The following is a 26,011-nucleotide window of genomic DNA, read 5'->3' as shown; positions in this document are numbered from 1 at the left end:
GTTTCGTCGATAAGCACCCGAGCCATCACGTCGGAAGAGGCCAGCATCGCGCGCGCCGGATCGCTGCCAACCTTTGCAAGATAGCGAAGTTTTAGGATGTTAGGAGAATGTCATGAGCAAACCCATTCGTCAGCATAATGCTCCAGTGCTGATTGTCGGCGCAGGCAGTTCCGGCCTTTCGACCGCATTGCAGTTGCAGCGTGCGGGAGTCGATTTCGTGATCATCGACGCCGCTGAAACGCCCTGCGCCGAATCGCGCGCGGGCGGCATGCAGCCCCGCACGCTCGAATTGCTCGATCTTCACGAGGTCAGCGATGAACTCATCGCAGGAGGGGGAAGGCGTGTCAAAGCTTTCACCAACTTCCTCGATGGTGTCGAAGTTGGCCGGATCGAGTTTCCACCCAGCGGCGAATCACGCTTCCACAATCCGCCAACGATGCGCCAGGCGGACATCGAGGCGACGCTGCGCCGTCGCCTGGCGTCGAACGGTACGGAAGTGCAGATGCGCCATCGCCTCGTTTCGATCGAGCAGAACGAGAAGGACATCGTCGCCCGGATCGAAACGCCGGACGGGTCGATCGACTTCACTACGGACTGGCTGATCGGTACCGATGGCGCACGCAGCACCGTGCGCAAGATCACCGGTCTTGAATTCGAAGGCATGTCCTACCCCGAAACCATGGGGCTGATGGATGCCGAGCTCGAATGGGACATGCCGCCCGACGAACTGCGCGTCTATCGCCTCGCGGGTTCGACCCAGCAATTCGTGATCGTGCCCTTCCGGGACAAGACCTATCGCATTCAGATTACCGACCGGCCGGACGAGCTGGTGAACACGCCTCCGACGGTCGAGGAAATGCAGGAGCTGTTCGATCGCTTCACCGGCCTTAACGGAGTCATCAGCAATCCCATCTGGACTTCGGCCTTCAACGTCCATCGCCGGCAGGCCGCCACTTATCGCAGTGGGCGAGCGCTACTGGCGGGCGACGCCGCACATATCCACACGCCAGCCGGGGCCCAGGGCCTCAATACCGGTATCCAGGACGGTATCAATCTCGGCTGGAAGCTAGCCATGGTGGTCAAGGGCGAAGCCGATGCCTCCTTCATCGACACTTACGAGGAAGAGCGCCGCCCGATCGCCAAGGATGTGCTGGAATTGGCCGACAACATGACCAATCGGCCGATGAGCTTGCTCGGGCCAGGCGGCAAGACGCCGCCGGCGCTCACAAAGCGGCTCGCGCAGCTCGCGGTCACCTATCGGGACGGTCCAATGGGCCAGCCGGCACGCATCGACGATCTTCCGACGGCGGGCGACCGGCTCCCCGATATCGAAGTCGATGGCGGGAGCATCTATCGCAAGTTACGGCCCGGCAATCTGGTGATCGCCCTGTTTGGGGATATTACCGATCCCGCCCAGTCGGGCGAGGAATTCGCAGCCTTCCTAGCAGACATCGACATCTGGCGCTGCTCCGCCGATCACCCCTTGGCGCAGGCTCTTGGCATCGGCCAGGGCGCTGTAGTTATTCGTCCAGATGCCTATCTCGGCCGAATCATCGAGGCGCCCGTGCCACAAGCTGTTGCCGACGTCGCCGACTGGTTGCGATCGGTCCTCACCCTGAAAACGGCGGCCTGAGGCCGCGTGGCAAAGTCGGGGCGGCACCACAATCGCCGCCCTGTTCCATATCACGGGTCAATATAGGCGAGACGCCCCGCCAAGTTGGACCCTTTGCGATGCATCACCCTTGGGCCACCATCGGCTCCCTTGGCCTATCGTGTCTTTGTCTCCGAGGCCGGCCTGAACCCCGTCCACGGGGTCAGGTAGGGGATTTGCGCGCGGTTCAACGCTGCATCGGTGCGATGTATTTGAGCAATTTCTGCACCGGGTCGGGTAGAACGCCTTGAGTACGGCGATACAGGAAAAAGCGGCGTGATAAATCAAAGTCGCGCACGTCAAGCGCCCGAATGGCGCCTGCACCCAGCGCTTGGCTGAGCAGGGGTCTTGGCAGCCAGCCGAGCAATCGAGAATTTGCCACGAAGCTCACCATCGCATCGAGCGACGACGTTTCGACCACAACCTCGGCTGCATCGGCTCCGCTCTTCACCATCAATTCATCGAACATTTGGCGCGGGGTCGCCCCCTTTGCAGGCATTACCCACTGTTGGCCATTCAAAGCCTCCGGGACCAGCCACGGCTGACGCAACAATGGATGATCCGGCGAACAAAACACGCTGAAGGCATCCTCGTACGGACATTCACGGATCACTGTTATCCCGTCTACGGCCGGCAAAGTTGCCGCGATCATCAAATCGATCTCACGCTTCAACAGTGCCGCCACGAGCTGATCATCCGCTCGTTCCAGCACTGTCACCTGAAGCCCCGGTGCGTCTTCGAGGTATTTGGCAACGGCAGGAGGCAAAATGCTCCGAGCGATCGTTGCTACGGCACCTATCCGCGCAACGCCCCTGCGCAGGCCCCGGAGCGCCAATAACGCCGTATCGGCGCTTTCCATCTCGTGCAGAATAAGCCGGGCGTACGGCACCAGCGCCTCTCCCGCCTGCGTTGCCACCATTCCTTTGGTAGTGCGCTCGAACAACCGTTGATCGAGCTGTCGTTCCATTTCGGCGAGCAATCTCGATAGCGTCGGCTGGGTCATGTGCAGATGCCCCGCTGCGCGATTGAGGCTCCCCTGATCCACAATTGCGAGAAGAGCGCGAAGCTGCCGCTGATCATACATATACGATTCCTGTATAACGATTCAGAAAAAACGGAAAACCCTGAATATCCGAATATGAGATATGGTCCATCTGAACAAGATAAGGAGAAGAGCCTTGGCCGTCCCCGGTACCGTGCGGAGCGTAACCTTCGATGTGCTTCGCGCGCTTGGAATCGATACGATCTTCGGCAATCCCGGCTCGACCGAACTTCCGATGTTCCGCGATTTTCCAGAGGACTTCCGGTATATTCTCTCGCTCCAGGAAAGCGTGGCACTTGGCATGGCGGACGGATATGCCCAGGCCACGCGAAACGCGGCCGTCACCAATTTCCATTCCTCTGCCGGGTTGGGTCATGCCCTCGGCAACCTGTTCACCGCAGCCAAGAACCAGACACCCCTGGTGGTCACCGCCGGTCAGCAGGCACGTTCGATATTGCCATTCGAGCCATTCCTTTATGCCGAACGCCCGACGGAATTTCCTCAGCCCTTCGTAAAATGGTCATGTGAGCCCGCTCGTGCGCAGGACGTGCCACGAGCGATCGCGCGCGCGTATCACATTGCAATGACACCGCCTTATGGGCCGACTTTCGTGTCGATCCCAGTCGACGATTGGGACCAGCCCTGTGACCCGATCGCGCCGCGCCGCGTTGCATCCCACCTTCCGGGCGATCCCGATCTGCTGCGTGAGATAGCCGTGGCGCTTGCATCCAGCACCCGCCCGGCGCTTGTGGTCGGCGCTGGTATTGCGCGGGACCAGGCCTGGGACGAGATCATTGCCCTGGCCGAGCGACATCAGGCAGAGGTTTGGGTGGCGCCCTTCGCCGCGCGCAACGCCTTCCCAGAAGACCATCCCCTATTTCGAGGCTTTCTGCTGGCGATGCGCGACAAGATCAATGAAGCGCTGCATCCCTATGATGTGATCGTGGCCATTGGAGGGCCGCTCTCCTTGTATCATATCGAAGGTGAAGGGCCACATGTGCCCGAGGGTGTTGCTACCTACCTCATCACCGACAATCCATCGATCGCGACCTGGGCCCCGGCAGGAACCGCGCTTCTCGCAAATTGTAGGGAGGCGATCGGCCGCCTCCTCGCCGGCCCGTCTCCCATCGAGCCGCGTCCATTGCAAGAAAGGGCTTCGCTGCCCGCTCTGGGGCCGGGCGTGCTTACAGACGGCTACCTGCTTCAGCAGATCGCCGCACTCCGACGCAAGGATGCCATCATTGTCGAGGAGGCACCCTCGAGCCGCAGCCCAATGCACGATCGTCTTCCTATTCTGGTCAAGGACGGGTTCTATACTTGCGCCAGCGGCGGGTTGGGCCACGGTTTGCCGGCGGCAATCGGTGTCGCGCTTGGACGTCCAGGCGAGCATGTGATCGCGGTGCTCGGCGACGGATCTTCGATGTATTCGATTCAAGGCCTATGGACGGCCGCGCAACTGGGTCTGCACATCACCTTCGTCATCATCAATAACGGCCGCTACGAGGCGTTGATCGGATTTGGGCGGCTTTTCGGCATGCAACAAATCCAGGGCAGCCATCTCCCGGGCATCGACTTTTGCGGCCTTGCCCGGGCGCAAGGCGTCAAATCCTGGTTGGTGGACAAAACCTCCAATCTCGATGCCGCCTTGTCGGAGGCGTTTGCGACAAAGGGGCCAACCCTGGTCGAAGTGCGCGTGGACTGAAGAAGGAGGAGGAGCGTTTCTGCGGGACTTTCAAAGTTCCGGTGACCGCAAGGTGAACGAACCCGGCCCCCAATCGGACGATATGGAAAAGGTCATGAAAATCACAGGCGCAACCCCGGTGCTGATCGCAGGAGGCGGACCGTGCGGTTTAATGTTGGCGATCGAGCTCGGGCGCCGAGGCGTTGAATGTGTCTTGGTCGATCCCAAGGAACACACCGCGGCGAACCCGCAGGCAAACGCTACCCAGGCGAGGACGATGGAATATTTTCGGCGTCTGGGCTTTGCCGACGAAGTGCGTGCGCTCGGCCTTCCCAAGGATTATCCCACCGACATCGCCTATTTCACCCGCTACAGCGGAACCGAACTGGCCCGTTTTGCGCTTCCCCCGGCCGGTCAGGCCAGTGCAACCGCGCGTAGCCAGTCAGGAACCTGGAATGCGGCAGAGCTGCCGCACCGCGTCTCGCAGAAGTTCGTCGAGGAGGTTCTTCGCCGCCGTGCCGAAGATTTCGACACGAACTCGATCAACTATGGTGTGCGCCTCGGTGCCTTCGAAGAGCGTCCAAATGCGATCCTTGCCATGGTCGAGGATGTCGCAAGCGGTCGAAAGCGAACCATCGAGGCCCAATATCTGATCGGCGCCGACGGCGCGCGCAGCTCGGTCCGGCGGCAGCTTGGCATAAGCTATACCGGCGAAACGGGTGTCCAGCGCGACTTCTTCGGCGGCAAAATGGTGGCCATCTACTTTCGGGCGCCGGATTTCTACGAAAGGATCCCGCATCCCCGGGCCTGGATGTATTGGGCGTTCAATCCGGAACGGCGCTCTTGGTGCGCGGCCGTCAATGGCCAGGACGAGTTCGCCTTCCACACCCAGCTCAAACAGAGCGAGAGCGAGGATGTCAGCGACGCGCGCGCCAGAGAACTGCTGGCTCAGGCGATGGGGCTCGAGCTCGATGTCGAACTGCTGTCTGTCGACACCTGGATAGCTGGTCACGCGCTGGTAGCCGAAAGCCTGGGCCGCGATCGGGTCTATATTGGGGGCGACGCAGCCCACCTGTTCACTCCTGCGGGCGGTCTAGGTTATAACACGGCGGTCGAGGACGCAGTCAATCTCGGCTGGAAGCTGGCTGCGACGGTCAAGGGAACGGCGGGACCGAACCTTCTACCGACTTACGCCGCCGAGCGGCAGCGCCTGGCGGTTCGCAATACCGGCTATGCGCGGGCACTCGCCGAATCGATCGGCAACTACGTGCCGAACATATCGATCGAGGCGGCGGGGCCTGAAGGAGACGCCGCTCGAGAGCAGGCTGGAGCCTATTTGAACGCACATGCCCGACGTGAATTCAACATCCCTGGGATAACCTTGGGCGGCCGTTATGATGGTTCTGCCGCGATCCGGGCGGATGGTGCTCCGCCGCCTCCGGATGCCATGAATATCTATGTTCCAAGCGCGTCGCCGGGCGGGCGGCTTCCGCATATGTGGTTGAAGGACGGCAGCAGTGTGTTCGACACGCTCGGAATCGAATGGGCCCTCCTCATGGTCGGCTCGACCCATATGGATGGGGTTGGCGCTTTTCGGAACGCCGCTGGGGAACTGGGAATCGAACTCGTGGTGGTGGATCTCACCGCGGAGGATGCTCGTTCGCTCTATGAAGCCGATCTGGTTCTTGTGCGCCCGGACCAAGTCGTAGCCTGGCGGGGGACGGCGGAGGACGTCGAACCCACGGCGCTATTGCGCGATCTGCTCGGGCATCCAGTAACAGCTGAAGCGTCGGATGGCGGCGGGAAGAGCTGAGGAGAAGCCATGCGCGACTTCACTTATACCGCCAACCCGGCACGCGTGCTTTTCAGATCGGGATCGCTCGCCATGCTTCCCGATGAAGCCAAACGGCTGGATGCGAGCCGTATCCTCGTCCTGTCCACGCAGGAGCAACACGATTCCGCTTCCAGGGTCGCAGCGTTGCTGGGCTCTGCATGCGTGGACATCTTCCCCGGTGCCGTTATGCATACTCCAGTCGCAACGACCGAACAAGCGGTAGCGCGGGTCGCCGAACTGGAGATCGATGCCATTGTCGCAATCGGCGGGGGCTCGACGATCGGCCTTTCCAAGGCCATCGCGCTGCGAACGGACTTGCCGCAGATCGTCGTACCAACGACCTATGCAGGCTCCGAAGTCACCCCGATCATAGGAGAAACCAGGGACGGGCTGAAGACCACTCAGACCACCCTCAAAGTGTTGCCCGAGGTCGTGATCTACGATGTGGACCTGACGCTCGGCCTGCCAAGGGGCATGTCGGTAACAAGCGGCATGAACGCGATCGCCCATGCCGTCGAAGCGCTGTACGCACGCGACGGCAACCCGATCATCGACATGATGGCGGTCGAAGGGGTCGGGGCCATGGCGCGCAGTCTGCCTTTGATCGCACGGGACGCGGCCGACCAGGAGGCCCGATCCGACGCGCAATATGCCGCCTGGCTGTGCGGAACCTGCCTCGGAGCCGTGGGGATGTCGCTCCATCATAAGCTCTGTCACACATTGGGGGGGCGCTTCAATCTCCCGCACGCGGAGACGCACTCAATCCTGTTGCCGCACGCGCTGAACTACAACGCCCCGGCGGTCCCAGCCGCGCTCGCCGCGCTGGCCTCTACCCTCGACGATCCCCACCCGGCTTATGCCCTGTATCGACTAGCCGAGGGGCTGGGAGCTCCGCTTGGGTTGAGGGATCTGGGGATGCCCGAGGGTGGCATCGATGAGGCGGCTGATCTTGCCATGTCCAACCCATACTGGAATCCCCGCCCGCTCGAACGTGACGCGATCAGGGGCTGCATAGCAGCGGCATGGGCGGGCGAGCCGCCACAATCCCTTGATAGCCGGTGAGAAGGATGGGCATGCGATGAGCGAAGGTAAGCTGACTTCAACCGGTCTGGAATTCTTCGACGCTGAGCATTCGGCGGACGTCGTCAATGCCCGCACGGCGCCAGAGACTTCGGCGCGCCTGCGAGAGATCATGTCGGTGTTCATCAACCATATCCATGCAGCCGTCAGAGAAACCCGACTGACCTCTGAGGAGTGGATGACGGGCATCGAGTTTCTGACGAAAACGGGACAGATGTGTTCGGACTGGCGGCAGGAATTCATCCTGCTTTCGGACGTGCTCGGCATCTCGATGCTCGTCGATGCGATGGACCATTATCGACCGACTGGCTCTACCGAGAACACAGTCCTTGGCCCCTTCTATGTGACCGGTGCTCCAAGGTGCGAGAACGGCGCGAACATCTGCCTTGACGGAAAGGGCGAGCCGCTGGTCGTGGCGGGGCGTGTCGTCGACAATGACGGCAAGCCGGTTGCCGGCGCCACTCTCGACGTGTGGGCGACCAATGACGATGGCTTTTATGACGTGCAGCAAAAAGGCGTTCAACCCGAACATAATTTGCGTGGTGTCTTCACCACCGACGCCGAGGGCCAATATTGGTTCCGTACCGTCAAGCCTCGCTTCTACCCAATTCCCGACGACGGAACGGTCGGTAAATTGCTGACCGCATTGGGACGGCATCCCAATCGCGCGGCGCATTTGCATTTCATTGTCAAGGCACCCGGCTTCGACACGGTGGTCACGCATATCTTTACGCCGGACTGCCGATATCTCGCCGAAGATGCCGTTTTCGGTGTCAAGCAGTCGTTGATCGCAGACTTTCAGAAGATCGATGACCCGGCGGAGGCCGAGCGGCTGGAATTTACGGCCCCGTTCTGGAAGGTCGAATGGAATTTCGTGCTCGCCCGTTGCGAGGACGTCGGCGGGAATCAGAGAATCCCGCACGAATGAACTGACTGGCGGGATTGCGGGGCATTTCCCCTGCGCGAATCTACTGGATGGCGAGGAGAAGGATTATGAAGCTAGTCCAATCAATCATCGGGAGCGACACTGCGTCTGAGATGAACGACGCTCCCGAGTTCGAACGAGTGAATATTTTGACCGGCGAAGTCGCAACGAGAGTTCGTGCCGCTCGGGTCGAGGATGCGATCCGGGCATGCGATGTGGCTTCGGCTGCCTTTCCGGCTTGGGCGGCGCTGGGTCCCAATGCTCGACGGCTGTTGCTGCTCAAGGCCGCCGACGCGCTCGCAGCCCGCGCCGACGAGTTCGTCGCCACGATGATGGCGGAAATCGGTGCTACCGCCGGTTGGGCTGGGTTCAACGTCCATCTGGGCGTCGGCCTTCTACGCGAAGCTGCGTCGCAGACGACCTATATTCGCGGCGAAACTATTCCCTCGGACCGACCCGGATGCTTTGCCATGTCGGTGCGCAAGCCCGCCGGCGTGGTACTCGGCATGGCGCCATGGAACGGTCCGCTGATTCTCGGCGTACGTGCGATAGCCACGCCCCTTGCATGCGGCAATACGGTCATCCTCAAGGGATCCGAAGTTTCGCCGGGCACGCATGCGCTGATCGGCGAGGTGTTCCGTGATGCTGGCTTCCCTGAAGGCGTCGTCAACGTCGTGCTCAATGCGCCGACTGATGCGGCCGACATCGTAGGTGCGATGATCGCGCACCCCGCCGTGCGCCGGGTCAACTTTACGGGTTCAACCCACACCGGGCGGATCATCGCGAAGACCTGTGCCGAGCATCTGAAGCCCATCGTGCTTGAGTTGGGTGGCAAGGCGCCGCTCCTGGTGTTCGAGGATGCCGATCTCGACGAGGCGGTCGCCGCTGCCGCATTCGGAGCCTTCATGAACTCGGGCCAGATCTGCATGTCGACCGAGAGGCTGATCGTCCATGAAGCTGTCGCTCAGGACTTCGTCGCGCTTTTGGCGAAGAAGGCGGAGAGCTTGGTGGCCAGCGACCCGCGCAATGGAAACGCGCCGCTCGGGCCTGTAATCGACGCCAGGGCAGCCGCGGCGGTCACATCGCTGATTGACGATGCACTCTCAAAGGGGGCCAAGCTTTTCGGCCAGACCGGACCCAACGCAACAATCATGTCGGCGCGTTTCCTGACCGGGGTGACTCCCGAGATGCGCATTTATCATGAGGAAAGCTTCGGTCCGATCACCACCATTCTGACTTTCGCCGACGAGGCCGAGGCCCTGCGAATTGCCAATGATACGGAATTTGGCCTTACTTCCTCTGTTTTCACGAAGGACATTTCGCGTGGCTTGAGAGTGGCGGACAAGCTGGACGCCGGCATGTGTCATATTAATGGCCCAACCATCCACGACGAGGCGCATATGCCGTTTGGTGGCGTCAAGGCATCCGGCTATGGCCGTTTCGGTGGCACGGCCGGCATTGCGGAATTCACTGAACTGCGTTGGATCACGGTTGATACGCAGCATCTGCACTATCCGATATGAGGCTTGATGGGCGGCTGGCTTCGCCAAACGGCTGACGTGATCCAGCCCGCAGCCAATCACCTCAATTCCTGCCTTCATTAAACTTGCTTGCGACAAGGAAGATAGATAGGCTCCATCGATATCCGCAAGAAGCGGGAGCTATGAATAGGGGATGGTTTGATGGGATTCATCCAGAGTTTTCGCCTGAAGTCAGCCAGTTTGACGCTGTTGTCATCGGTTTCATTTTGTTGCTTTCCCGGATCGGCGTTTGCCACGAGCGGGTCGATCGGCTCGACCGCTGCGTCCGATGGACAGACCACGAATTCTGCGGACGACGGATCGGTCATCATCGTCACGGCCAACAAGCGTGAGCAGTCGCTTTCGAACGTCGGCATGACCGTGACCGCACTTGGCGGGGAAGCTCTCCAGCAACGTCAGATTTCCTCGCTGGCAGATATCGCTGGGACTGTACCGAGCCTCTCATTCACCAACAGCGCCAACGGCACGCCCGTTCTAACGCTACGCGGTGTCGGCTTCTACGAAACATCGCTTGGCGCCTATCCAACGGTCAGCGTCTATCTGGACGAAGTTCCACTCCCATTCCCGACCCTGACCACCCGCACGGCGTTCGACCTCGAGCGAATCGAAGTGCTCAAGGGGCCGCAAGGAACGCTGTTCGGTCAGAACGCGACGGGCGGAGCCCTCAATTACATTGCCGCCAAGCCGACCAACGCGCTTTCGGCCGGGCTCAACCTCAGCTATTCGCGGTTCGACACGATCCAGGGGGACGGCTATGTCTCGGGGCCGCTTTCCGGCAACCTCGAGGCACGCCTGTCCTTCAGCGCAGCAACAGGCGACGGATGGCAGCGAAGCAATTCGCGCAACGACACAAACGGCAAGACCGACTATATCGCGGGGCGGTTCCTGCTCGCGTTCGAACCGTCATCTGGCACGCGTTTCACGCTCAACCTGAACGGCTGGCGGGACAAGTCGGACACGGTCGCTCCACAATATGTCGGCCTCAGTCCGCAGATTCCGGCCGCCGTGTCGCCTGCTTTGGTGGCGACGCCCTTCTCCCCGGAAAATCCACGCGCCGCCGACTGGTCGCCAGGCTTACCCCCGGAGGCCAATAATCGCTTCCTGCAAGCGGCGCTTCGCGGCGACATCGATCTGACAGATGCCGTCACGCTTACCACGATTACATCCTATGCGGACTATCGGCACCGGCAATCGCTTGATGGAGATGGCACGCAGCTCAGCGTTCTCGACATCCCGAACAATGATGGAAGGATCAAGAGCTTCTCGCAGGAACTGCGCCTGTCCAACAGCAAGACAACGCAGCCCCTGCAATGGGTGATCGGCGCCAACTATGGCAACGACAAGGTGTTCGAACAGAATTATCTTGTTTATCCGGACTCGTCCGCCGCCGGTGCATTCGGCATTTCGAGCAGTTCCTATTCCGCTGATCAGAAGATGAAGAACTATGCCGTTTTCGGAAACACCGAATATGAAGTGACCGGCATGCTGACCCTGAAGGCCGGCGCCCGGTATACAAAGGCAAAGCGTCACGCCAATCTCTGCAACTTCGACACGAATGCGCCCTATGCCACAGGCAATTTCTTCTATTATCTGTCATCCCTGTTCGGGAATAATCCGTTTCCCTATGTTTCCGGCGCCTGCTTCGCGCTTGACCAGAACAATGGCTATCAGCCCGGCCGGTTCAGCGGGGATCTGAACGAGGACAACATTTCGTGGCGAGTGGGCGCTGATTTCAAACCCGCCGACAGGCTGCTGCTCTACGCCAACCTGTCGAAGGGCTACAAGGCCGGCAGCTTCCCGTCGCTTTCCGCCTCGACCTTTGCGCAATATGCGCCAGTCGTGCAGGAGAGCGTTCTCGCTTATGAAGGCGGGTTCAAATACAGCACGGCGGATCGAACCTTCAGCGTGAATGGCGCTCTTTACTATTACGACTATAAGAACAAGCAGTTGCGATCGAAGGTAATCGATCCCGTATTCGGCATACTCGACAATTTGCAGAATATTCCCAGGTCGACCGTGAAGGGAGCCGAGATTGAGCTTACGATGAAGCCGACGGAAGGCTTTACGACGACCCTCGCGTACACATATACTGACGCGAAGATCGAGGAATATGTCGGGGTCAATGCGGCCGGACAGGCGGCTGACTTCGCGGGCGCCAAAATTCCCTATGCGCCCAAACATCAGATCGGACTCAATTCCCAGTACGAATTCCCGGTGAGCGCGAATCTCAACGCCATGCTGGGCGGCACGCTGAGCTTTCGTAGCGACACGGTGGCCGTTGTGGGCGGGGATGCGCTTGCCAAGATCGACGCTTACACCACTGTCGACCTGCGCGCCGGCCTGTCCGCTTCAAATGACCGCTGGTCGGCTGAAATCTGGGGCAAGAACGTCTTCAACGCCTATTATTGGGACAATGTGGTCGCGGCCTATGACGTGATCGTCCGTTATCCGGCCAAACCCGCGACTTACGGGATCACGCTCCGCCACCACTATTGATATCGGGCGCGGGCGCCCTTCCTGGGGCGCCCCTAAGCCCTCGCCGCCCTGCCCCGGCGAGGACCGGAGGAGGATCAGATCATTCGTGACCGGGCGCCTTGCCGGGATGAATGGCCTCATAATGCTGGCGCAGCAGATCCTTGCCGTAATCATTGCCATTGGGTGTGCGCACGACGGTATGGATGTGGCACTTGGCCGGCTCGCTATTGTTGAGCCAAACCCCGCTGTGGTGATCGAACTCCACCATCAGCACCGGCCCCTGGATGCGGTAGTAGAAGGGATCGTCGTCGCCATGGCCGCCGATCCAGCTCCAGTAGGTCCGGTCGAGATTTCGTTCCACCTGCGCAAGCTTGGCTTCCATGGATCCTTTAGGAAGATATTCGACGAAGGCCGCGACGATGTCCATCGCCGCCTGCTTCTGCCTAGCGTCGAACTCGCTGATCGGCACGCCTTCATAGGGGACGATGCGGTTATCCTGGAAGGCTCCGCCCAAGTGCCGCTGGTCCCCTGGATGATAGCGCCCTTCCGGCATGGCGGGATCATGCAGCAGCTTGTAGGTGGTCGCCCGTTCGCGTTGATCGGCGCTGAGCGAGCGCATCAGGTTGAGGCCGCCAATCTCCTCGGCGTCGAACAGACGCAACCCGGTGTTGGGGCCACTGTCGATGATGTTCGGCTCAGCGCCCATGAAGGTCGGCGAGATCACCACCTGCCCGTTCAGGATGAAGCAGTTGAGCGCGAGATGATGGCCGTAGAAATTCCAGCCCCACGGCTTGTCGAGCGAGGGTTCGCCGAAGAGCAGGAAATTATAGCTCCACTCGTTCATGATCAGCGGCAGGTCACACAGCTCGCCCAGGAAGGCGTTGGTGATCATGCAGCCGCGCGCCTTGCGATATCCCGACGCGCCCATCGAGGCTTCGAGCAGCTGCAGGATCGCAGCGCGGACGTCATCGCCATAATCTTCAAGGCGCAGGCCGTTCGGATTGATCAGAACCTCCGGGTTGCTCCACTTCCGCCACTCGTTCGCTTCGATCGGGTAGCACAGCTTCCGGCGATCCCCGGCCGGCAGCATCGCCAGCAGGTTGCTGGCCGCCTGCACCATCGCCGCCGTCGGCGCGCCTTCGTCCCCCGGGTGATAATGACCGCACTCGATGTGCCCATCGCAAGTGAGCCCATGAAAAAGCTCCTCGCTCAGAGCGTCCCATTTGGCGATAACCTCGCCGGCCATGGGATGACTACGCGACACCTTGCCAAAGGTCAGGGCATCAAGGCCGCGAAGTGGCGCGAGGCGCTCACCATCCAGCGGAAAAAGATAGTTTCGGAATTCAGCTTGCGTCGTCATGGCCGGCTCCGTCAAACGGACGAGTCCGAGTCAGCCCGGACCGCTCCGCCTGGATGTTGATCTTTCAGAATATCGGTGTCGGAGCCTCGGTGATCGGAGTGCGCACACGCCCGATACCCTCGATCTCCACTTCGACTTCGTCGCCCGGCTTCAAGAATTCACCGGTCACCATGCCGACACCGGAAGGCGTGCCGGTGACGATCACATCGCCGGGTTCGAGGGTCATCACCTGGCTCACATAGGCCAGGAGCTGCGGCACCGTGAAAATCATGTCGGCAGTCGTGCTATCCTGCTTGATCGCGCCATTGACCTTGGTGGTGAGACGCAAGCCCGCGATCGGATCGATCTTGTCGGCGGTCACGATCGCAGTCATCGGCCCGCTTGCATCCGAATTCTTGCCCATGATCCATTGTGACGTGTGCATCTGGAAGGAGCGCGCGCTAAGATCATTGAACGCAAAATAACCGAACACGCCCGCTGCCGCCTGGGCTTCATCGACCCGAAACATGCGCCGTCCGACCACGGCGCCCAGTTCACCTTCCCAATCGAACTTCTCCTCAACGCAGGGAGCCGGCTGCCCATCCACTGCAAGCGTAGAGCTCCACCGGGCAAAGATCATCGGCACCGTGGGGATCGGCATATTGCCTTCCTCGGCATGACGGCGATAGTTGAGGCCCACGCAGATCACGCGCCCGGTAAGCGGAACGGCCGGCCGCTCCGGAAGATCTGTCAACTTTCCCACCACCTCGCCCGCTGCCGCTGGATTCGAGACAGGATCGCGCCAGAATGCGCCAAGTTCAGCAATCGCACGCACCATTCCATCGGCTTCAAGGCTTCCGACGAATGTTTGCCCTTCTCGTTCAAACCCGACAATCTTCATTCGATTTCTCCAGACACACTTCTACTTGGCAAAAGCTACGGGCTATATCAGTCCCTCATAGGAGCCGCCGTCGAGCTGCAGGTTCTGTCCAGAGATGAAACCGGCGTTCGCGCTGCACAGAAACGCGCAGGCCGATGCGAATTCTTCCGGCCGGCCGTAACGCTTGGCCGCGCTGGTTGAGGTCATCTGGCGGCGCGCTTCCTCGCGGCTGATCCCCTGCTCCTTCATGATGCGCTGCGCCATGAATTCCTGGCGCGGCGTATCGATCCGCTCGGGCAGCAGGTTGTTGATCGTCACGTTGTCGCACGCGACATCCTTGGAAATCGACTTGGCAATGGCGGTCAGGCCAGCCCGGGCAGAGGTCGACAAACCCATCAAAGGATGCGGCGACTTCACCATCGCCGAGGTGATGTTGACGATCCGCCCGAATTTGCGCGCGCGCATGCCCGGCACGACCGCGCGGATCAGTTGGACCGCAGGCATCATGTTCGCATTGATTGCTTCCAGCAGCGCAGCTTCGTCCCAGTCGTTCAGCAAACCTGGCGGCGGTCCGGCATTGTTGTTGACCAGGATATCAAGATCGCCAGCCGCCTCAATCATCACGGCGCGGCCTTCGATCGTGGTCTGATCGGCCGCTATAGCCTGCACCTCACCGCCCAATCCGCGCAATCCCTGCGCGACCTTTTCGAGCTTCTCAGGGTCGCGGCCGTTTATCGTGACATTCACACCTTCGCGCAGCAGCGCCTCCGCACAGGCCAAGCCCAGTCCCTGCGACGAGCCGCATATCAGCGCCGAGCGCCCCGCAATGCCCAAATCCACTTTCAGTTCTCCCACTCTCTGCCGGAAGCCATGAGCATCAGCCTCCATTCCGCAATATTCGAAGCCGCTGTCCACGAATGAGCCGTCGGCGCGGTCGCGGATGATTGCGCGATCCCCTGGCTCTCAGTGGCGCTGCGCCGCCGCCATCATCTGAACAAATTCCTGCATGCTGCTTGCGCGCGCGATCGGATTGTGTTCGCGCGCTTCTTCTGCAAGCGTGTCGCGATCCAGTAACGTGCGACGATAGAAGAAGGCGACCTCGGCCATGACGTCGTTCACCATGCCGGGTGTGCTGGGGAACTCATGCACCTGCGAGTGGAAATAATGGAACTCCACCTCTGCTTCGGCATCGACAAACGCCTGCAGAAGATCAAGCCCGGAAGCGAGCGGCTGCATATAGTCCGCCATGCCGCCCAGGATGAAAGTGCTCGGAAACGCCTTGTTGACAAAATAGATGGGACTGATCGCACGCGCTGCTTCCACGCCACCGCCATTCAGCAGCAGGTTGAACGGTGGATTGGCGAGCATGGCGGGGTTGGCGTCGAGCCGCGCCGGCGCGAAAAAGGATACGACCGCAGCCACTTCCGACCCGCTCGAATCAGTGCCAACCGCCGTCTCATGGCCAGAACCTGGTTGTGTACCCGCGACCAGCAGCGCCAAATGCGCACCGGCGGAAAAACCCTGCAACGCGATTTTCGCAGGATCGATGCCCAATGCCTGCGCACAGGACTTGGCCCAGCGCACGACGTCACGAACGTCGTCGAGCTGGGCTGGCCACGGCGCTTCCGGCAGGAGCCTGTACTCGGCCGCCAGCGCGACATAGCCCAGCGCGGAAAGCGCCCGCGCGTAGCCATGGACCATGGCGCGGCGCCCCCCGGCCCAGCCTCCTCCATGCAGCAGGACTACCGCGACGCCATTGGGCTCGGCGGGCCGGAAAACATCGACGTCGAGCGGGCGGCGGCCATTCCCCGGCACTTGCTCGGTTGAAAAGTCGGACATCTGATACCCCTATGTGACGATTTGGAATCAAAACTCAGGCGGTCAGACGCGTGGCTTCGGAGCGGCCAGCCTCGTTCGACGCCTGCCCGGCCTTGCGCAGCAAGGGGATGACCTCTTCACCGAACAGATCGAAAGCCACCTTGTTCTCTGCGGGTCCACCGTGGTTGTCCAGCATGGCAAGGAAATGTCCGGCGCCAACAGTCTCGCATTGACTGATGATCTGGTCAGCCACTTCTCCCGGCGTCCCAATGATGAACTCGTCATTCTTCAGCGCCGACCCGCCATGCGCTTTCTGTGGAGCATCCGGGACCGGGCCGTGATTGACCTTGTCGTCCGCCTTGGCAAACATGGCTGCGACCTGCCTTTGGATTTCGTCGCCCAACGCGCGCGCCTTGCCGGCATCTTTGTCGACCACCACGAGCCGGCGCAGACCGAAGCAATCGGACGAAACCGACACGCCGATTTTGTCCGCTTCCTCGATATAGCCACCAAAGACCTTTTGCACCTGCTCGACTGAGGAGAAACCCGTGCAGATCCTGGTGCCGCGATGCGCAGCGCGCCGCGCGGACGCCTCACTTACCACTGTGGTCCAGCGGTTGGGCTCGGCCTGCAGCGGCCGCGGCACCAGCATCAGATTTTCGAAGCTCCAGTGCTTGCCGTGATGGTTGATCGGCTCGCCCGGATGCGTCAGCGCCCAGTCGAGGATCTCCTGAGCTTCGGCGTTCCGTTCATTGGCTTCGACGACACCAAGACCAACCCGCGCCATCTCCGGGGGAATGCCGCTTGCCGTTCCGATCTCCAGGCGGCCGCCGGTCAGGTGATCGAGCATCCCGATCTCTTCGACGACCCGCCACGGCTGGTAATATGGCAGCACCACGCCCATCACGCCGAGCCGCAACGTCTTGGTCACCGGCGCCAGCGCCGCGATCAAAAGATTGGGCGACGGCGAATAGCCCGGACCGAAATGATGCTCACTGAAGAAAATGCCTTCGAAACCGAGTCCCTCGGCCCGGATCCACATGTCCCAGAAGACAGAAAACTGTGCCCTCACGTCTTGCGGCGAGATGTTATCGCGCGGCTTCTGGATCAGCACATCCTTCTCAGTCGGCGCGCGGAAGAATTCGAATAGCCAAGGCTTGATCATATCTATCCCCATTTGGTCGCGCCTCACCGGCGCAACGGTTCGGAAAAAAATGCGGTGGGTTCAACGCCCCTCTATGCGACTGCAACTGCTTCAACCGCGGCCAGTGCATCGAGCACGAGCTGGTCGGGCGAAGGCGCGGGCTTGACGCCCTTGATCCATTGAGTCTGCACATTCTGCTGGATCGGAAAATCGGCCAGCGCCTTCTCCATTCCGGCCGCTGTCCAGTCCTCTTCGCCGTTGTCGGCGTGATGACTGACCGACCAGCCTTCCCACAGCGTCAGATCGTCGCCGATGGCGCCGATGATGCGGCCGGTGAACCGGCAGGCCGGCGAGGCAAGGTAGGCAACAAGGGCCGCGATATGGTCGGGCGACATTCGGTCAAAACCTTGCTCGACCGCCGGGGGCATCCGCGCACCGGCGACGAACTCGCTGACCCGCGTGCGCGCAATCGGCGAGATTCCGTTCACGCGGACGCCCAGTTCAGCCAGTTCGATCGACAGCGAGATGGTCAGCGCCGCGACGCCCGCCTTGGACGCAGCATACATCGGATTGCCGGGAATCGGCGTGAGGCCGACGCCAGATGACGTATTGATGATACGCCGCCCAGCCTCGGCCCCCTTGGCACGCCAGTATTTCGCCGCCGCGTGGCATAGCGCCGCCGTGCCGGTCAGGTTGACGGCAATCACCTGATCCCAATCGCGCCGAGAAATGGAATCAATTGTTCCAAACCGCGAGATGGCCGCATTGTTGACGACGATATCGAGACGGCCGAATTCCTTGACCGCCGCTTCGACGATCTTGTCCGCCGCATCCCAGTCAGAAATGTCGTTGCCGTCGGCGATCGCCCGGCCACCCGCCGATCGAATCGCCTGAACCACCTTGTCTGCGGGACCCCGATTTGCTTCGCCTTCGCCACTAAACTCCGTGCCCAGATCGTTTACGACGACCGCGGCTCCGGCCCTGGCGAGCGCCAGTGCGTGAGCTCGGCCAATACCACGGCCACCGCCCGTAACAATTGCAACTTTTCCATCCAACTGGCTCACTCGGCCCTCTCCCAAGAGATGCTGCTCCACCTGATGCGGTGGCGTCCGATTCTGCCCCCTTGCGCAAAGGGGGCGGCAGAGAGGTCATGCATTTATCTTGCCCAATTGTCCAGTTTTATTATCTTGCTCAATTGTCCAATTTTATGGCATGGAATTGCCATTGGCACCAACCGCCTAGGAGAGCGCAATGCCGGAAGTGGCTAATCAACAATCGCTGACCAAACTTGTCGAGGACCTTGCCGCACGTGAGCAAATCCGTACCTGCTATTACCGAATCAATCGGGGCATCGACCGAATCGACGCGGATCTCTTGGGGTCAGGTTTTTTTCCTGATGCCCGAATCCGCTGGGGCACGCCGGAGACTGTGGACTTTGAAACCTGGTTGCGCACCGCGCTTACCATTCAGAAGAAGACGCAACGCACGCAGCATCTGGTCGGCAACATCCTGATCGACCTGCGCGGCGACGAGGCCGATGTCGAAGCTTATGAGATCGCCCGTCATCTCACGCCGATGGGCGAAGAGATGAAGGACCTCATCCTGGCCTCGCGCTACGTCGATAAATTCGCCCTGCGGAATGGCGATTGGCGCATCGTCCACCGCGAAAAAGTGCTGGACTGGGTTCGGATCATGGAAGGGAGCGACCCGGCTTACGACATGGTGCCCGGTAAAGGACGACGCGATGATGAAGACGTCTCGTTCAATCTCTTCGGGAAGGATGCTTTCCACAGCCTGATCTGAGGCATGCAGTGCCCAGGGGCGGGGAGGCCCATCGCACCCGTCCCTCGGCAGCACCTTATCGCCCGTCGCCGGCAGCTCGGATGAGCCAGTGCGGGTCTTGATAGCGCCATCCAAGAAATTTGTAGTCATGACAGAACCCGTCCATCCCGTTCGTGTTCGCAGCATCCGCTGGGAGGCGACGGACGTCTTTTCCTTCATTCTGAACGCAATTGACGACACCCCGTTGCCGCCGTTTGAACCGGGCTCGCATATCGACCTGCAACTGCCGATCGGCTTGATGCGCAGCTATTCGCTGTCGAACGACGGCAGCGACGGTGACTATCGCATTACCGTCGCACGCGATGCCGACAGCACTGGCGGATCCGCCTTTCTCGCCGAGCAACTCCGCCCGGGGGCGGCGATTGCGATCGGGGCACCGCGCAATAATTTCCCGCTCTACGAGCAGGCGCCGCTTTCGGTGTTTATTGCGGGTGGGATCGGCGTCACGCCCTTCGTATCGATGGCGATGCGTCTCAATATGCTCGGTCGACGCTGGCGACTGCATTATTGCGTGCGTACGCAAGACCGCGCCGCACTTCTGAAGGAACTGGAAGCATTGACCCTGGCGGGATCGGGCGAAATCGTGATGAATTTCGACCAGGAGCCAGGCGGCGTTATGCTCGATCTGACTACGGTCGTCTCCAGCCTGGGTCCCCAGGATCATGTTTATTGTTGCGGTCCGATCGGGATGCTTGAGGCCTTCCGAAAGACTTGCGAGGAAAAAACCATACCGGATGAGCGCGTCCACTTCGAATATTTCAAGAGCAATGTTCAAAATGCCTCGGAAGGTGGTTACGAGCTTGTTCTCGCGAAATCGGGGAAAACCGTGCGCGTCAAGGAGGGCAAGACGATCCTCGAGACGCTGCTGGCACTTGGACTGGATGTCCCTTTCTCCTGCGAGGAGGGCGTATGCGGCGCCTGCGAGACGCGCGTCCTGGCAGGTGAACCGGATCACCGCGATCTTATCCTGAGCGCCGAGGAGCGCAAGTCGAACCGTACCATGATGATCTGTTGTTCCGGTACGAAGTCGGCCTCGCTCACGCTCGATATCTAGTCGCTAGCGGATGATCGCTTCCAATATTTGGCAATATGAGAAGCGGCGATACCGCCGCACGAAATCACCGAAAACGCCCATATCTCTTCCAAGATATGAGAAAGACGGCGTCGAAGGGGCAATTTTCTATTTAGGGAAACACTATCATGGCCGAGAATTCAATCAGTCCTGCCACCAGTCATGACGACTATCAACAACTCGCCGCGGAAAGCGCTGTCTCAACTGAAAATCTGGTCAGAACGCTGGCGATCCCAGCAGGTGCGCGCGTGCTCGACATCGCCTGCGGCACTGGCCATGCGGCGCTGGCCGCGGCACGACGGCGCGCGGTCGTGACCGGCATCGATCTCAATGCCCAGTCATTGGAGCGCGCGCGGATACGTGCTGAAGCTGAGGGGCTTGCGGGAATCGACTTCCTGGAGGCCGACGCGGCGAAGATACCGTTCGAAGACGGCAGTTTCGATATCGCGATCTCGACCCTGGGGCTGGTTTTCCTGCCCGACCAGGAAGCCGCTGCCCACGAACTTGCCCGCGTCGTGCGCCCAGGCGGCTTGATTGCGATCACCGCCTACACCACCAACAGCATCCCGAGCAAAGTGTACGACCTCGTCAGTGGGATCTTGAAGCCCCCCAGCGCCCCAGCGCGACCGCATTATGCCTGGTCGCAAGGACCGCGCGCCGGCGAGCTGCTCAATCCATATTTCGATGCTGTGCGCGTCCAATATGATAGCTACGATACCTGCTTCGCCTCGCCAGCCGCGTCGTTCGAACATCTCGCACGGTGGAATCCGGCTATACGAATGGCGGTCCAGCAGGCCCCGGAAGCGGCCGTGAAAACACTGCGCGACGGTTACATCGCCATCCTCGAGAGCTTCAACCGGGCCACCGATGGAAGCTTTGTGGCCAATATGGACTTCGCGGTGGTGACAGGCGTCCGAAAACGCTGACGTCGAACATAAGACATGCGCTTCGCCTGCTCGTAGTTGTCACCACGGCTTCGCAAACGGGCAACGCTAATTTTGTCCTAATGGAGAAATTAGTTGACGCCCGATGGGCGGCCATGTTTATTTCACTGGGTGCCAAGCGCTGCGCAGATCGACAGACTGGTATATTATAATATTGATTTTGCAGGAATATCCCTCGGACGAGCGATGAATCGCTCAGTCTGGGAAAGACACGGCAAACTGAGAGGGATTTGAAAAAATGAGCGTCACGACCGAGAGAGAAATCGATACGGGCACGGCCTATGGCCTCAAGCCGCGGTCCTACAAGGTCGAACTTGTAGAGGTCGGTCCCGGCACGCCGATGGGCGAATTGATGCGCCGCTACTGGCAGCCGTTCGCGGTTTCCAAGGATCTGACGAGCGAAAAGCCGCACAAGGTGCGCCTGCTCGGCGAAAATCTCATCGCGTTCCGCGATAAACAGGGTCGTCTGGGCCTCGTCCATGAAAATTGCTGCCATCGGGGCTCGAGCCTCTATTTCGGCCGCGTTGAGGAAGATGGCATCCGATGCTGCTACCATGGCTGGAAGTTCGACGTGAAGGGCTACTGCCTCGATCAGCCGGCAGAGGTCGACGGCGGGCGCAACCGCGCCAAAATTCGTCAGCCCTGGTATCCGGTCGAGGAACGTTATGGGCTCGCCTATGCCTATATGGGACCGCCCGAAAAGAAGCCCGTATTGCCGCGATGGGAACATCTCGAAAATCTGGAAGAAGACGAACATATAGAGATATTGTGGAACACGATTTTCGGCACCCGTGACGTGGAGCCTTATAACCCGCTCCACTTCAACTGGTTGCAGGCCTTTGAGAATACGATGGACTCGCCACACCTGCCGTGGCTCCATTATTGGCATTCGTGCGATCAGTTCACCGGCTTGCCGCTGCTGCGGGTGGACGGGGATGACGACAAGTTGCCGCCCTATGCGCACATCAAGAACCTTGCCGGACAGATCGTAGCCGCACGTACCGAGCTCGGCGTCAAGCAGGGCGTGCCCATGCCCGTGCCGGGCCAGGGAATCTTCCTCGCTTCCAATGAGGCAATGGTGCCCAACATCGCCGTCGTCGCGAGCCTGATCGATCTGATGTATTTCGTTCCGCAAAGCGATACGTCATTCCTCAACTTCATCCTCAAGCGCGCGAAGAAGGGGCAGACGTTCGACAATTTCAATGAGATGCATTTCGGGAAAACCTGGTGGGAAATGACCGAAGAGGAGCATCGGGCCTCGCCGGGTGATTTTGAAGCACAGTCGAGCATAGGCCAGTTGCCTGCGCACAATTACGAGCATCTGTCGCAAGGCGATGTGGCGATAGGTCTTCTGCGCCGGCGCCTGGAAGAGGCGGTGCGCGACGTGCAAGAGGGTCGTGATCCCGTTGGCGTGCAGTTCGAAGCGGACGCTCCGCCACTGCGCATAGGCGCGCATGATATGATCCCCTGGAACGATGCCGCCTGAATCAGGAGAAGAAGCTTCTGCTTCTGTACGCTCGGCGTAGCGTATCAAACTGCCAGACCCTCATGCCCTCCAGCCAAGTTGCAGGCGGAGGGCATGTTGGGTTCCACAAGGATATGGAGCCGTTGAGGCGAGCTTGGAGGGACATCCTTTTGACTGACATTGTGATCGAGAGCGCCGCTTGCGGAACATTAAGGGGCTATAGCGCTGTGGGCGGAACTGGGCCGATGCCAGCGCTGATCGTCCTGCAGGAAATATTCGGCGTGAACGCATTCATTCGCGGCGTCGTGGATCGACTTGCAGGCGAAGGCTTCGGGGTGATCGCTCCCGATTTATTCTGGCGGCAGGAAGCGGGTGTCGCGCTCGATCCGGCAGCCTCTGATGCCTATCCGAAGGCGATGGCCCTGATGAACGGGCTCGATGTCGATCTCGCCATAGTCGACATCGCCACCACCATCGCATGGGCGCGCAAGCAGGAATGGTGCAACGGTAAGGTTGGCATGATCGGATACTGCCTCGGCGGTAAGCTTGCATTCCTTTCCGCCAGCCGGTGCAGCATTGATGCTGCGGTGAGCTACTATGGAACCGGCATTCATATGCTCGGAGACGATTTTGCGCCGCTGAAGGCGCCCCTTCTTCTTCAGATCGCTGAAAGCGACCAGCTTTGCCCACCCGAAGCGCAGGCCGCGATCAAGGCCGCAGCGCAAGACAACAGGTTTGTTGAGCTGCTATCCTATCCGGGAACAGGTCATGCCTTTGCCCGACCGGGCGCACCGACCTACTCCCAAGCGGATGCGACGCACGCCGATGCCAAGGCGCTGGAATTCATCCGAAGCGCCTTGGCAAACTGACTCGGAATCGGTGGCGGCAGCCAGGAACGCTCAAGCGCGTTCGAAGATTGCCGCCATGCCCTGACCACCGCCGATGCACATGGTTTCCAGACCATAGCGCACTTGCCGCCGCTCCATCTCATGCAGCAGCGTCGTCATGATCCGCACCCCTGTCGCGCCGATCGGATGGCCGAGCGAGATGCCTGAACCGTTGACATTCACACGTCCGTGATCGTCCACGCCCCAGCTTTTCAGCACCGAGAGTACCTGCACGGCAAAGGCCTCGTTTATCTCCAGAAGATTCATATCCTCAAGCTTCAGGCCGGTCTTGGCAAGAAGCTTTGTTGTAGCGGGAACCGGGCCGATGCCCATCCGCGACGGATCGCACCCCACTGCCGTCCATCCGGTCAGAAAAGCTGCCGGCGTCAAGCCGAACTCGGTGAGCTTGTCTTCTGCCACGATCAGGCAGGCAGCGGCAGCGTCGTTCTGCTGGGCGGCATTACCGGCTGTGACAACGCCGTCCTTCATGATGGGACGCAGCTTCGCAAGCGTGGCCATGCTGGTATCGGCGCGAATGCCCTCGTCCCGCGCGAAAAGAATGGGATCGCCTTTGCGCTGTGGCACCGGTATCGGAACCACTTCGTCGGCGAACCGGCCTTCTGCCCAGGCGGCTGCGGCACGGAGCTGGCTTTCAACGGCATAGGCATCGGCCTCTTCCCGCGATATGCCGTAGTCGAGCGCAAGGTTTTCCGCCGTTTCGATCATGCCGGAGATATAGCCGAAGCGCTCAACCGGCTGTGACCGCTCGCGTCCGCGCTCCAGCCGATCATGAAGCGTTGTCGATCCCGACCGCTTTCCCCAGCGCATATCGGTCGTATAATATTCGATGCGGCTCATGCTTTCGACGCCGCCCGCGAGGACGACGTCACAGGCGCCGCTTTCGACCATCATTGCTGCCGTCGCGACTGCCTGCAGCCCGCCGCCGCAGCGCCGATCGATCTGAAGGCCGGGAACCTCGACCGGCAGCCCCGCCGACAGGGCAATCCAGCGGCCAACACAGGGCGTCTCGCTATTGGCATAGGACTGGGCGAAGATGACGTCCTCGATCAAGGCGGGGTCGATCCCCGCCTTGCCGATCACCGCGTTGGCGACGATGCTCCCTAACGTTTCGACGGCCACGTCGCGCAGGGCTCCTCCCAAAGCGCCCACGGGTGTGCGCAACGGTGCGACGATGGCAGCGCGGCGCATCAGTAACTCCTCGGCAGGCCGAGCACATGCTCGGCGAGAAAGGAGAGAATAAGATTGGTCGAAATCGGCGCGACCTGGTAGAGCCGGGTTTCGCGGAACTTACGCTCGACGTCATATTCCTCGGCAAAACCGAAGCCGCCGTGCGTCTGGATGCAGGCATTGCCCGCTTCGACCGATGCATCCGCGGCCAGCATCTTTGCCATGTTCGCCTCGGCACCGTTGGGCTGGCCTGCTTCGTAAAGGCGTGCCGCCTCATGCACCATCAGTTCGGCAGCCCGCATATTGGCGTAGGCGCGCGCAATCGGAAAGGAGACGCCCTGGTTCGCGCCGATCGCACGACCGAAGACGCGGCGCTCCCTGGAATAGTCCGCAGACTTTCGCGTGAACCATTTCGCGTCCCCCACACATTCCGCCGCGATGAGGGTCCGCTCCGCATTCATGCCCGACAGGATATAACGAAAGCCCTTGCCTTCCTCGCCCAGCAGGTTGGCACCGGGGATGCGCATATTGTCGAAAAAGACTTCCGTTGTCGCATGGTTCATCATTGTGCGGATCGGACGGATCGTCAGGGAACCGTCGGCAAGCGCCTGTTTCATGTCGACGATGAAGGTAGACAGCCCATCGGTCTTCTTCGCCGCCTGATCCTTGGGCGTGGTGCGGGCGAGTAGCAGCATGAGATCGGAATGCTCGGCGCGACTGGTCCAGATCTTCTGGCCGTTCACGACATAATCGTCGCCATCGCGTACAGCTATGGTGCGTAGCGCCGTCGTATCGGTGCCGCTGGTCGGTTCGGTGACGCCGAACGCCTGCAACCGCAACTCGCCGGTCGCGATCTTGGGCAGATAGACCTGTTTCTGTGCTTCGGAGCCATGACGCAGGATCGTGCCCATCGTGTACATCTGGGCATGGCAGGCGCCGCCGTTGCACCCCTCGGCCTGGATCGTCTCCAGAATGGCGACCGCCGCCGAAAGGCCCAAGCCTGAGCCGCCGAATTCCTCTGGGATCAGGACCGAAAGATAGCCAGCTTCTGTCAGCGCCTTCACGAAGTCGGTCGGGTACTCGCGCTTCGCGTCGAGCGCGCGCCAATATTCACCCGGAAATTCTGCGCAAAGGCGGCGGACGCCTTCGCGGATTTCTGGAAAATGTTCGGTGTCATATGGGCTGAGGTTCATGACTTTGTCC

Annotated in this window: 22 protein-coding genes; 12 read left to right on the top strand and 10 right to left on the bottom strand. The window is 60.5% G+C overall.

What is annotated here, in order from left to right; genetic code table 11:
• Positions 1-112 precede the first annotated feature (112 nt).
• Positions 113-1,633: an FAD-dependent oxidoreductase gene (locus RUH75_RS03805; protein WP_313802328.1), complete on the top strand. Its 1,521-nt coding sequence runs from the start codon at positions 113-115 to the stop codon at positions 1,631-1,633.
• Between the two features lie 205 nt (positions 1,634-1,838).
• On the opposite strand, the gene RUH75_RS03800 is transcribed toward RUH75_RS03805, so the two are convergent.
• Positions 1,839-2,735 (bottom strand): LysR family transcriptional regulator, encoded by an 897-nt coding sequence (locus RUH75_RS03800; RefSeq protein ID WP_313802326.1) that lies wholly within the window; start codon positions 2,733-2,735, stop codon positions 1,839-1,841.
• Positions 2,736-2,829: 94 nt separating this feature from the next.
• Here RUH75_RS03800 and mdlC point away from each other — a divergent pair, with 94 nt between their 5' ends.
• The 5 genes from mdlC (at position 2,830) to RUH75_RS03775 (ending at position 9,736) form a co-directional block, all read left to right on the top strand.
• Positions 2,830-4,395 carry a benzoylformate decarboxylase gene (mdlC, locus tag RUH75_RS03795; RefSeq protein WP_313802324.1) on the top strand — a complete coding sequence of 522 codons (1,566 nt, stop codon included), beginning with the start codon at positions 2,830-2,832 and terminating at the stop codon, positions 4,393-4,395.
• Between the two features lie 52 nt (positions 4,396-4,447).
• Positions 4,448-6,187, top strand: coding sequence for an FAD-dependent oxidoreductase (locus tag RUH75_RS03790; protein ID WP_313802322.1), 1,740 nt, complete (start codon positions 4,448-4,450; stop codon positions 6,185-6,187).
• Positions 6,188-6,196: 9 nt separating this feature from the next.
• Complete coding sequence (locus RUH75_RS03785; RefSeq protein ID WP_313802320.1) at positions 6,197-7,270, top strand: maleylacetate reductase; 1,074 nt, start codon at positions 6,197-6,199, stop codon at positions 7,268-7,270.
• A gap of 16 nt (positions 7,271-7,286) precedes the next feature.
• Complete coding sequence (locus RUH75_RS03780; protein ID WP_313802318.1) at positions 7,287-8,216, top strand: intradiol ring-cleavage dioxygenase; 930 nt, start codon at positions 7,287-7,289, stop codon at positions 8,214-8,216.
• A 110-nt stretch (positions 8,217-8,326) separates the two neighbouring features.
• A complete protein-coding gene (locus RUH75_RS03775) occupies positions 8,327-9,736 on the top strand; it encodes an aldehyde dehydrogenase (RefSeq protein ID WP_313802316.1) in 1,410 nt (469 codons plus the stop codon).
• A gap of 77 nt (positions 9,737-9,813) precedes the next feature.
• Here the strand turns inward: RUH75_RS03775 and RUH75_RS03770 are convergent, their stop codons facing one another.
• Positions 9,814-10,110 carry a hypothetical protein gene (locus RUH75_RS03770; RefSeq protein ID WP_313802314.1) on the bottom strand — a complete coding sequence of 99 codons (297 nt, stop codon included), beginning with the start codon at positions 10,108-10,110 and terminating at the stop codon, positions 9,814-9,816.
• Between RUH75_RS03770 and RUH75_RS03765 the strand changes: the two genes are divergently transcribed.
• Positions 10,109-12,250, top strand: coding sequence for a TonB-dependent receptor domain-containing protein (locus tag RUH75_RS03765; protein WP_313802312.1), 2,142 nt, complete (start codon positions 10,109-10,111; stop codon positions 12,248-12,250). The genes RUH75_RS03770 and RUH75_RS03765 overlap by 2 nt on opposite strands.
• A gap of 79 nt (positions 12,251-12,329) precedes the next feature.
• On the opposite strand, the gene RUH75_RS03760 is transcribed toward RUH75_RS03765, so the two are convergent.
• From RUH75_RS03760 to RUH75_RS03735, 6 genes are all read right to left on the bottom strand, one after another.
• Positions 12,330-13,589: a DUF3500 domain-containing protein gene (locus tag RUH75_RS03760; RefSeq protein WP_313802310.1), complete on the bottom strand. Its 1,260-nt coding sequence runs from the start codon at positions 13,587-13,589 to the stop codon at positions 12,330-12,332.
• A 64-nt stretch (positions 13,590-13,653) separates the two neighbouring features.
• Positions 13,654-14,469, bottom strand: a complete 816-nt coding sequence (locus RUH75_RS03755) for a fumarylacetoacetate hydrolase family protein (RefSeq protein ID WP_313802308.1) — start codon at positions 14,467-14,469, stop codon at positions 13,654-13,656.
• A 42-nt stretch (positions 14,470-14,511) separates the two neighbouring features.
• Positions 14,512-15,288, bottom strand: a complete 777-nt coding sequence (locus RUH75_RS03750) for an SDR family oxidoreductase (protein ID WP_313802306.1) — start codon at positions 15,286-15,288, stop codon at positions 14,512-14,514.
• Positions 15,289-15,411: 123 nt separating this feature from the next.
• A complete protein-coding gene (locus tag RUH75_RS03745; protein WP_313802304.1) occupies positions 15,412-16,287 on the bottom strand; it encodes an alpha/beta hydrolase in 876 nt (291 codons plus the stop codon).
• Positions 16,288-16,321: 34 nt separating this feature from the next.
• Positions 16,322-17,431, bottom strand: a complete 1,110-nt coding sequence (locus tag RUH75_RS03740; RefSeq protein WP_313802302.1) for an LLM class flavin-dependent oxidoreductase — start codon at positions 17,429-17,431, stop codon at positions 16,322-16,324.
• 71 nt (positions 17,432-17,502) lie between these two features.
• Entirely contained in the window at positions 17,503-18,474 is a 972-nt protein-coding gene (locus tag RUH75_RS03735; RefSeq protein ID WP_313802300.1) for an SDR family NAD(P)-dependent oxidoreductase, read from the bottom strand.
• A 187-nt stretch (positions 18,475-18,661) separates the two neighbouring features.
• On the opposite strand from RUH75_RS03735, the gene RUH75_RS03730 reads away from it, so the two are divergent.
• From RUH75_RS03730 to RUH75_RS03710, 5 genes are all read left to right on the top strand, one after another.
• The gene (locus tag RUH75_RS03730) at positions 18,662-19,213 is read left to right on the top strand and encodes a nuclear transport factor 2 family protein (RefSeq protein ID WP_313802298.1); all 552 of its coding nucleotides are present in this window, start codon (positions 18,662-18,664) and stop codon (positions 19,211-19,213) included.
• A 127-nt stretch (positions 19,214-19,340) separates the two neighbouring features.
• Positions 19,341-20,306: a PDR/VanB family oxidoreductase gene (locus RUH75_RS03725; protein ID WP_313802296.1), complete on the top strand. Its 966-nt coding sequence runs from the start codon at positions 19,341-19,343 to the stop codon at positions 20,304-20,306.
• Between the two features lie 146 nt (positions 20,307-20,452).
• Positions 20,453-21,250 (top strand): methyltransferase domain-containing protein, encoded by a 798-nt coding sequence (locus RUH75_RS03720; protein WP_313802294.1) that lies wholly within the window; start codon positions 20,453-20,455, stop codon positions 21,248-21,250.
• 256 nt (positions 21,251-21,506) lie between these two features.
• Positions 21,507-22,754: a Rieske 2Fe-2S domain-containing protein gene (locus tag RUH75_RS03715; protein WP_313802292.1), complete on the top strand. Its 1,248-nt coding sequence runs from the start codon at positions 21,507-21,509 to the stop codon at positions 22,752-22,754.
• Positions 22,755-22,816: 62 nt separating this feature from the next.
• Positions 22,817-23,602: a dienelactone hydrolase family protein gene (locus RUH75_RS03710; protein WP_313802290.1), complete on the top strand. Its 786-nt coding sequence runs from the start codon at positions 22,817-22,819 to the stop codon at positions 23,600-23,602.
• Between the two features lie 30 nt (positions 23,603-23,632).
• Here the strand turns inward: RUH75_RS03710 and RUH75_RS03705 are convergent, their stop codons facing one another.
• Entirely contained in the window at positions 23,633-24,829 is a 1,197-nt protein-coding gene (locus RUH75_RS03705; RefSeq protein WP_313802288.1) for an acetyl-CoA C-acetyltransferase, read from the bottom strand.
• Entirely contained in the window at positions 24,829-26,001 is a 1,173-nt protein-coding gene (locus RUH75_RS03700; protein WP_313802286.1) for an acyl-CoA dehydrogenase family protein, read from the bottom strand. The genes RUH75_RS03705 and RUH75_RS03700 overlap by 1 nt, the downstream gene beginning before the upstream one ends.
• Positions 26,002-26,011 lie beyond the last annotated feature (10 nt).

Origin of the sequence: Sphingobium sp. (assembly GCF_032153725.1) — a bacterium.
In the GTDB taxonomy this organism is placed as follows: domain Bacteria; phylum Pseudomonadota; class Alphaproteobacteria; order Sphingomonadales; family Sphingomonadaceae; genus Sphingobium.
The sequence above is the reverse complement of the archived record's forward strand: the minus strand, read 5'-3'. Positions and strand labels throughout refer to the sequence as shown.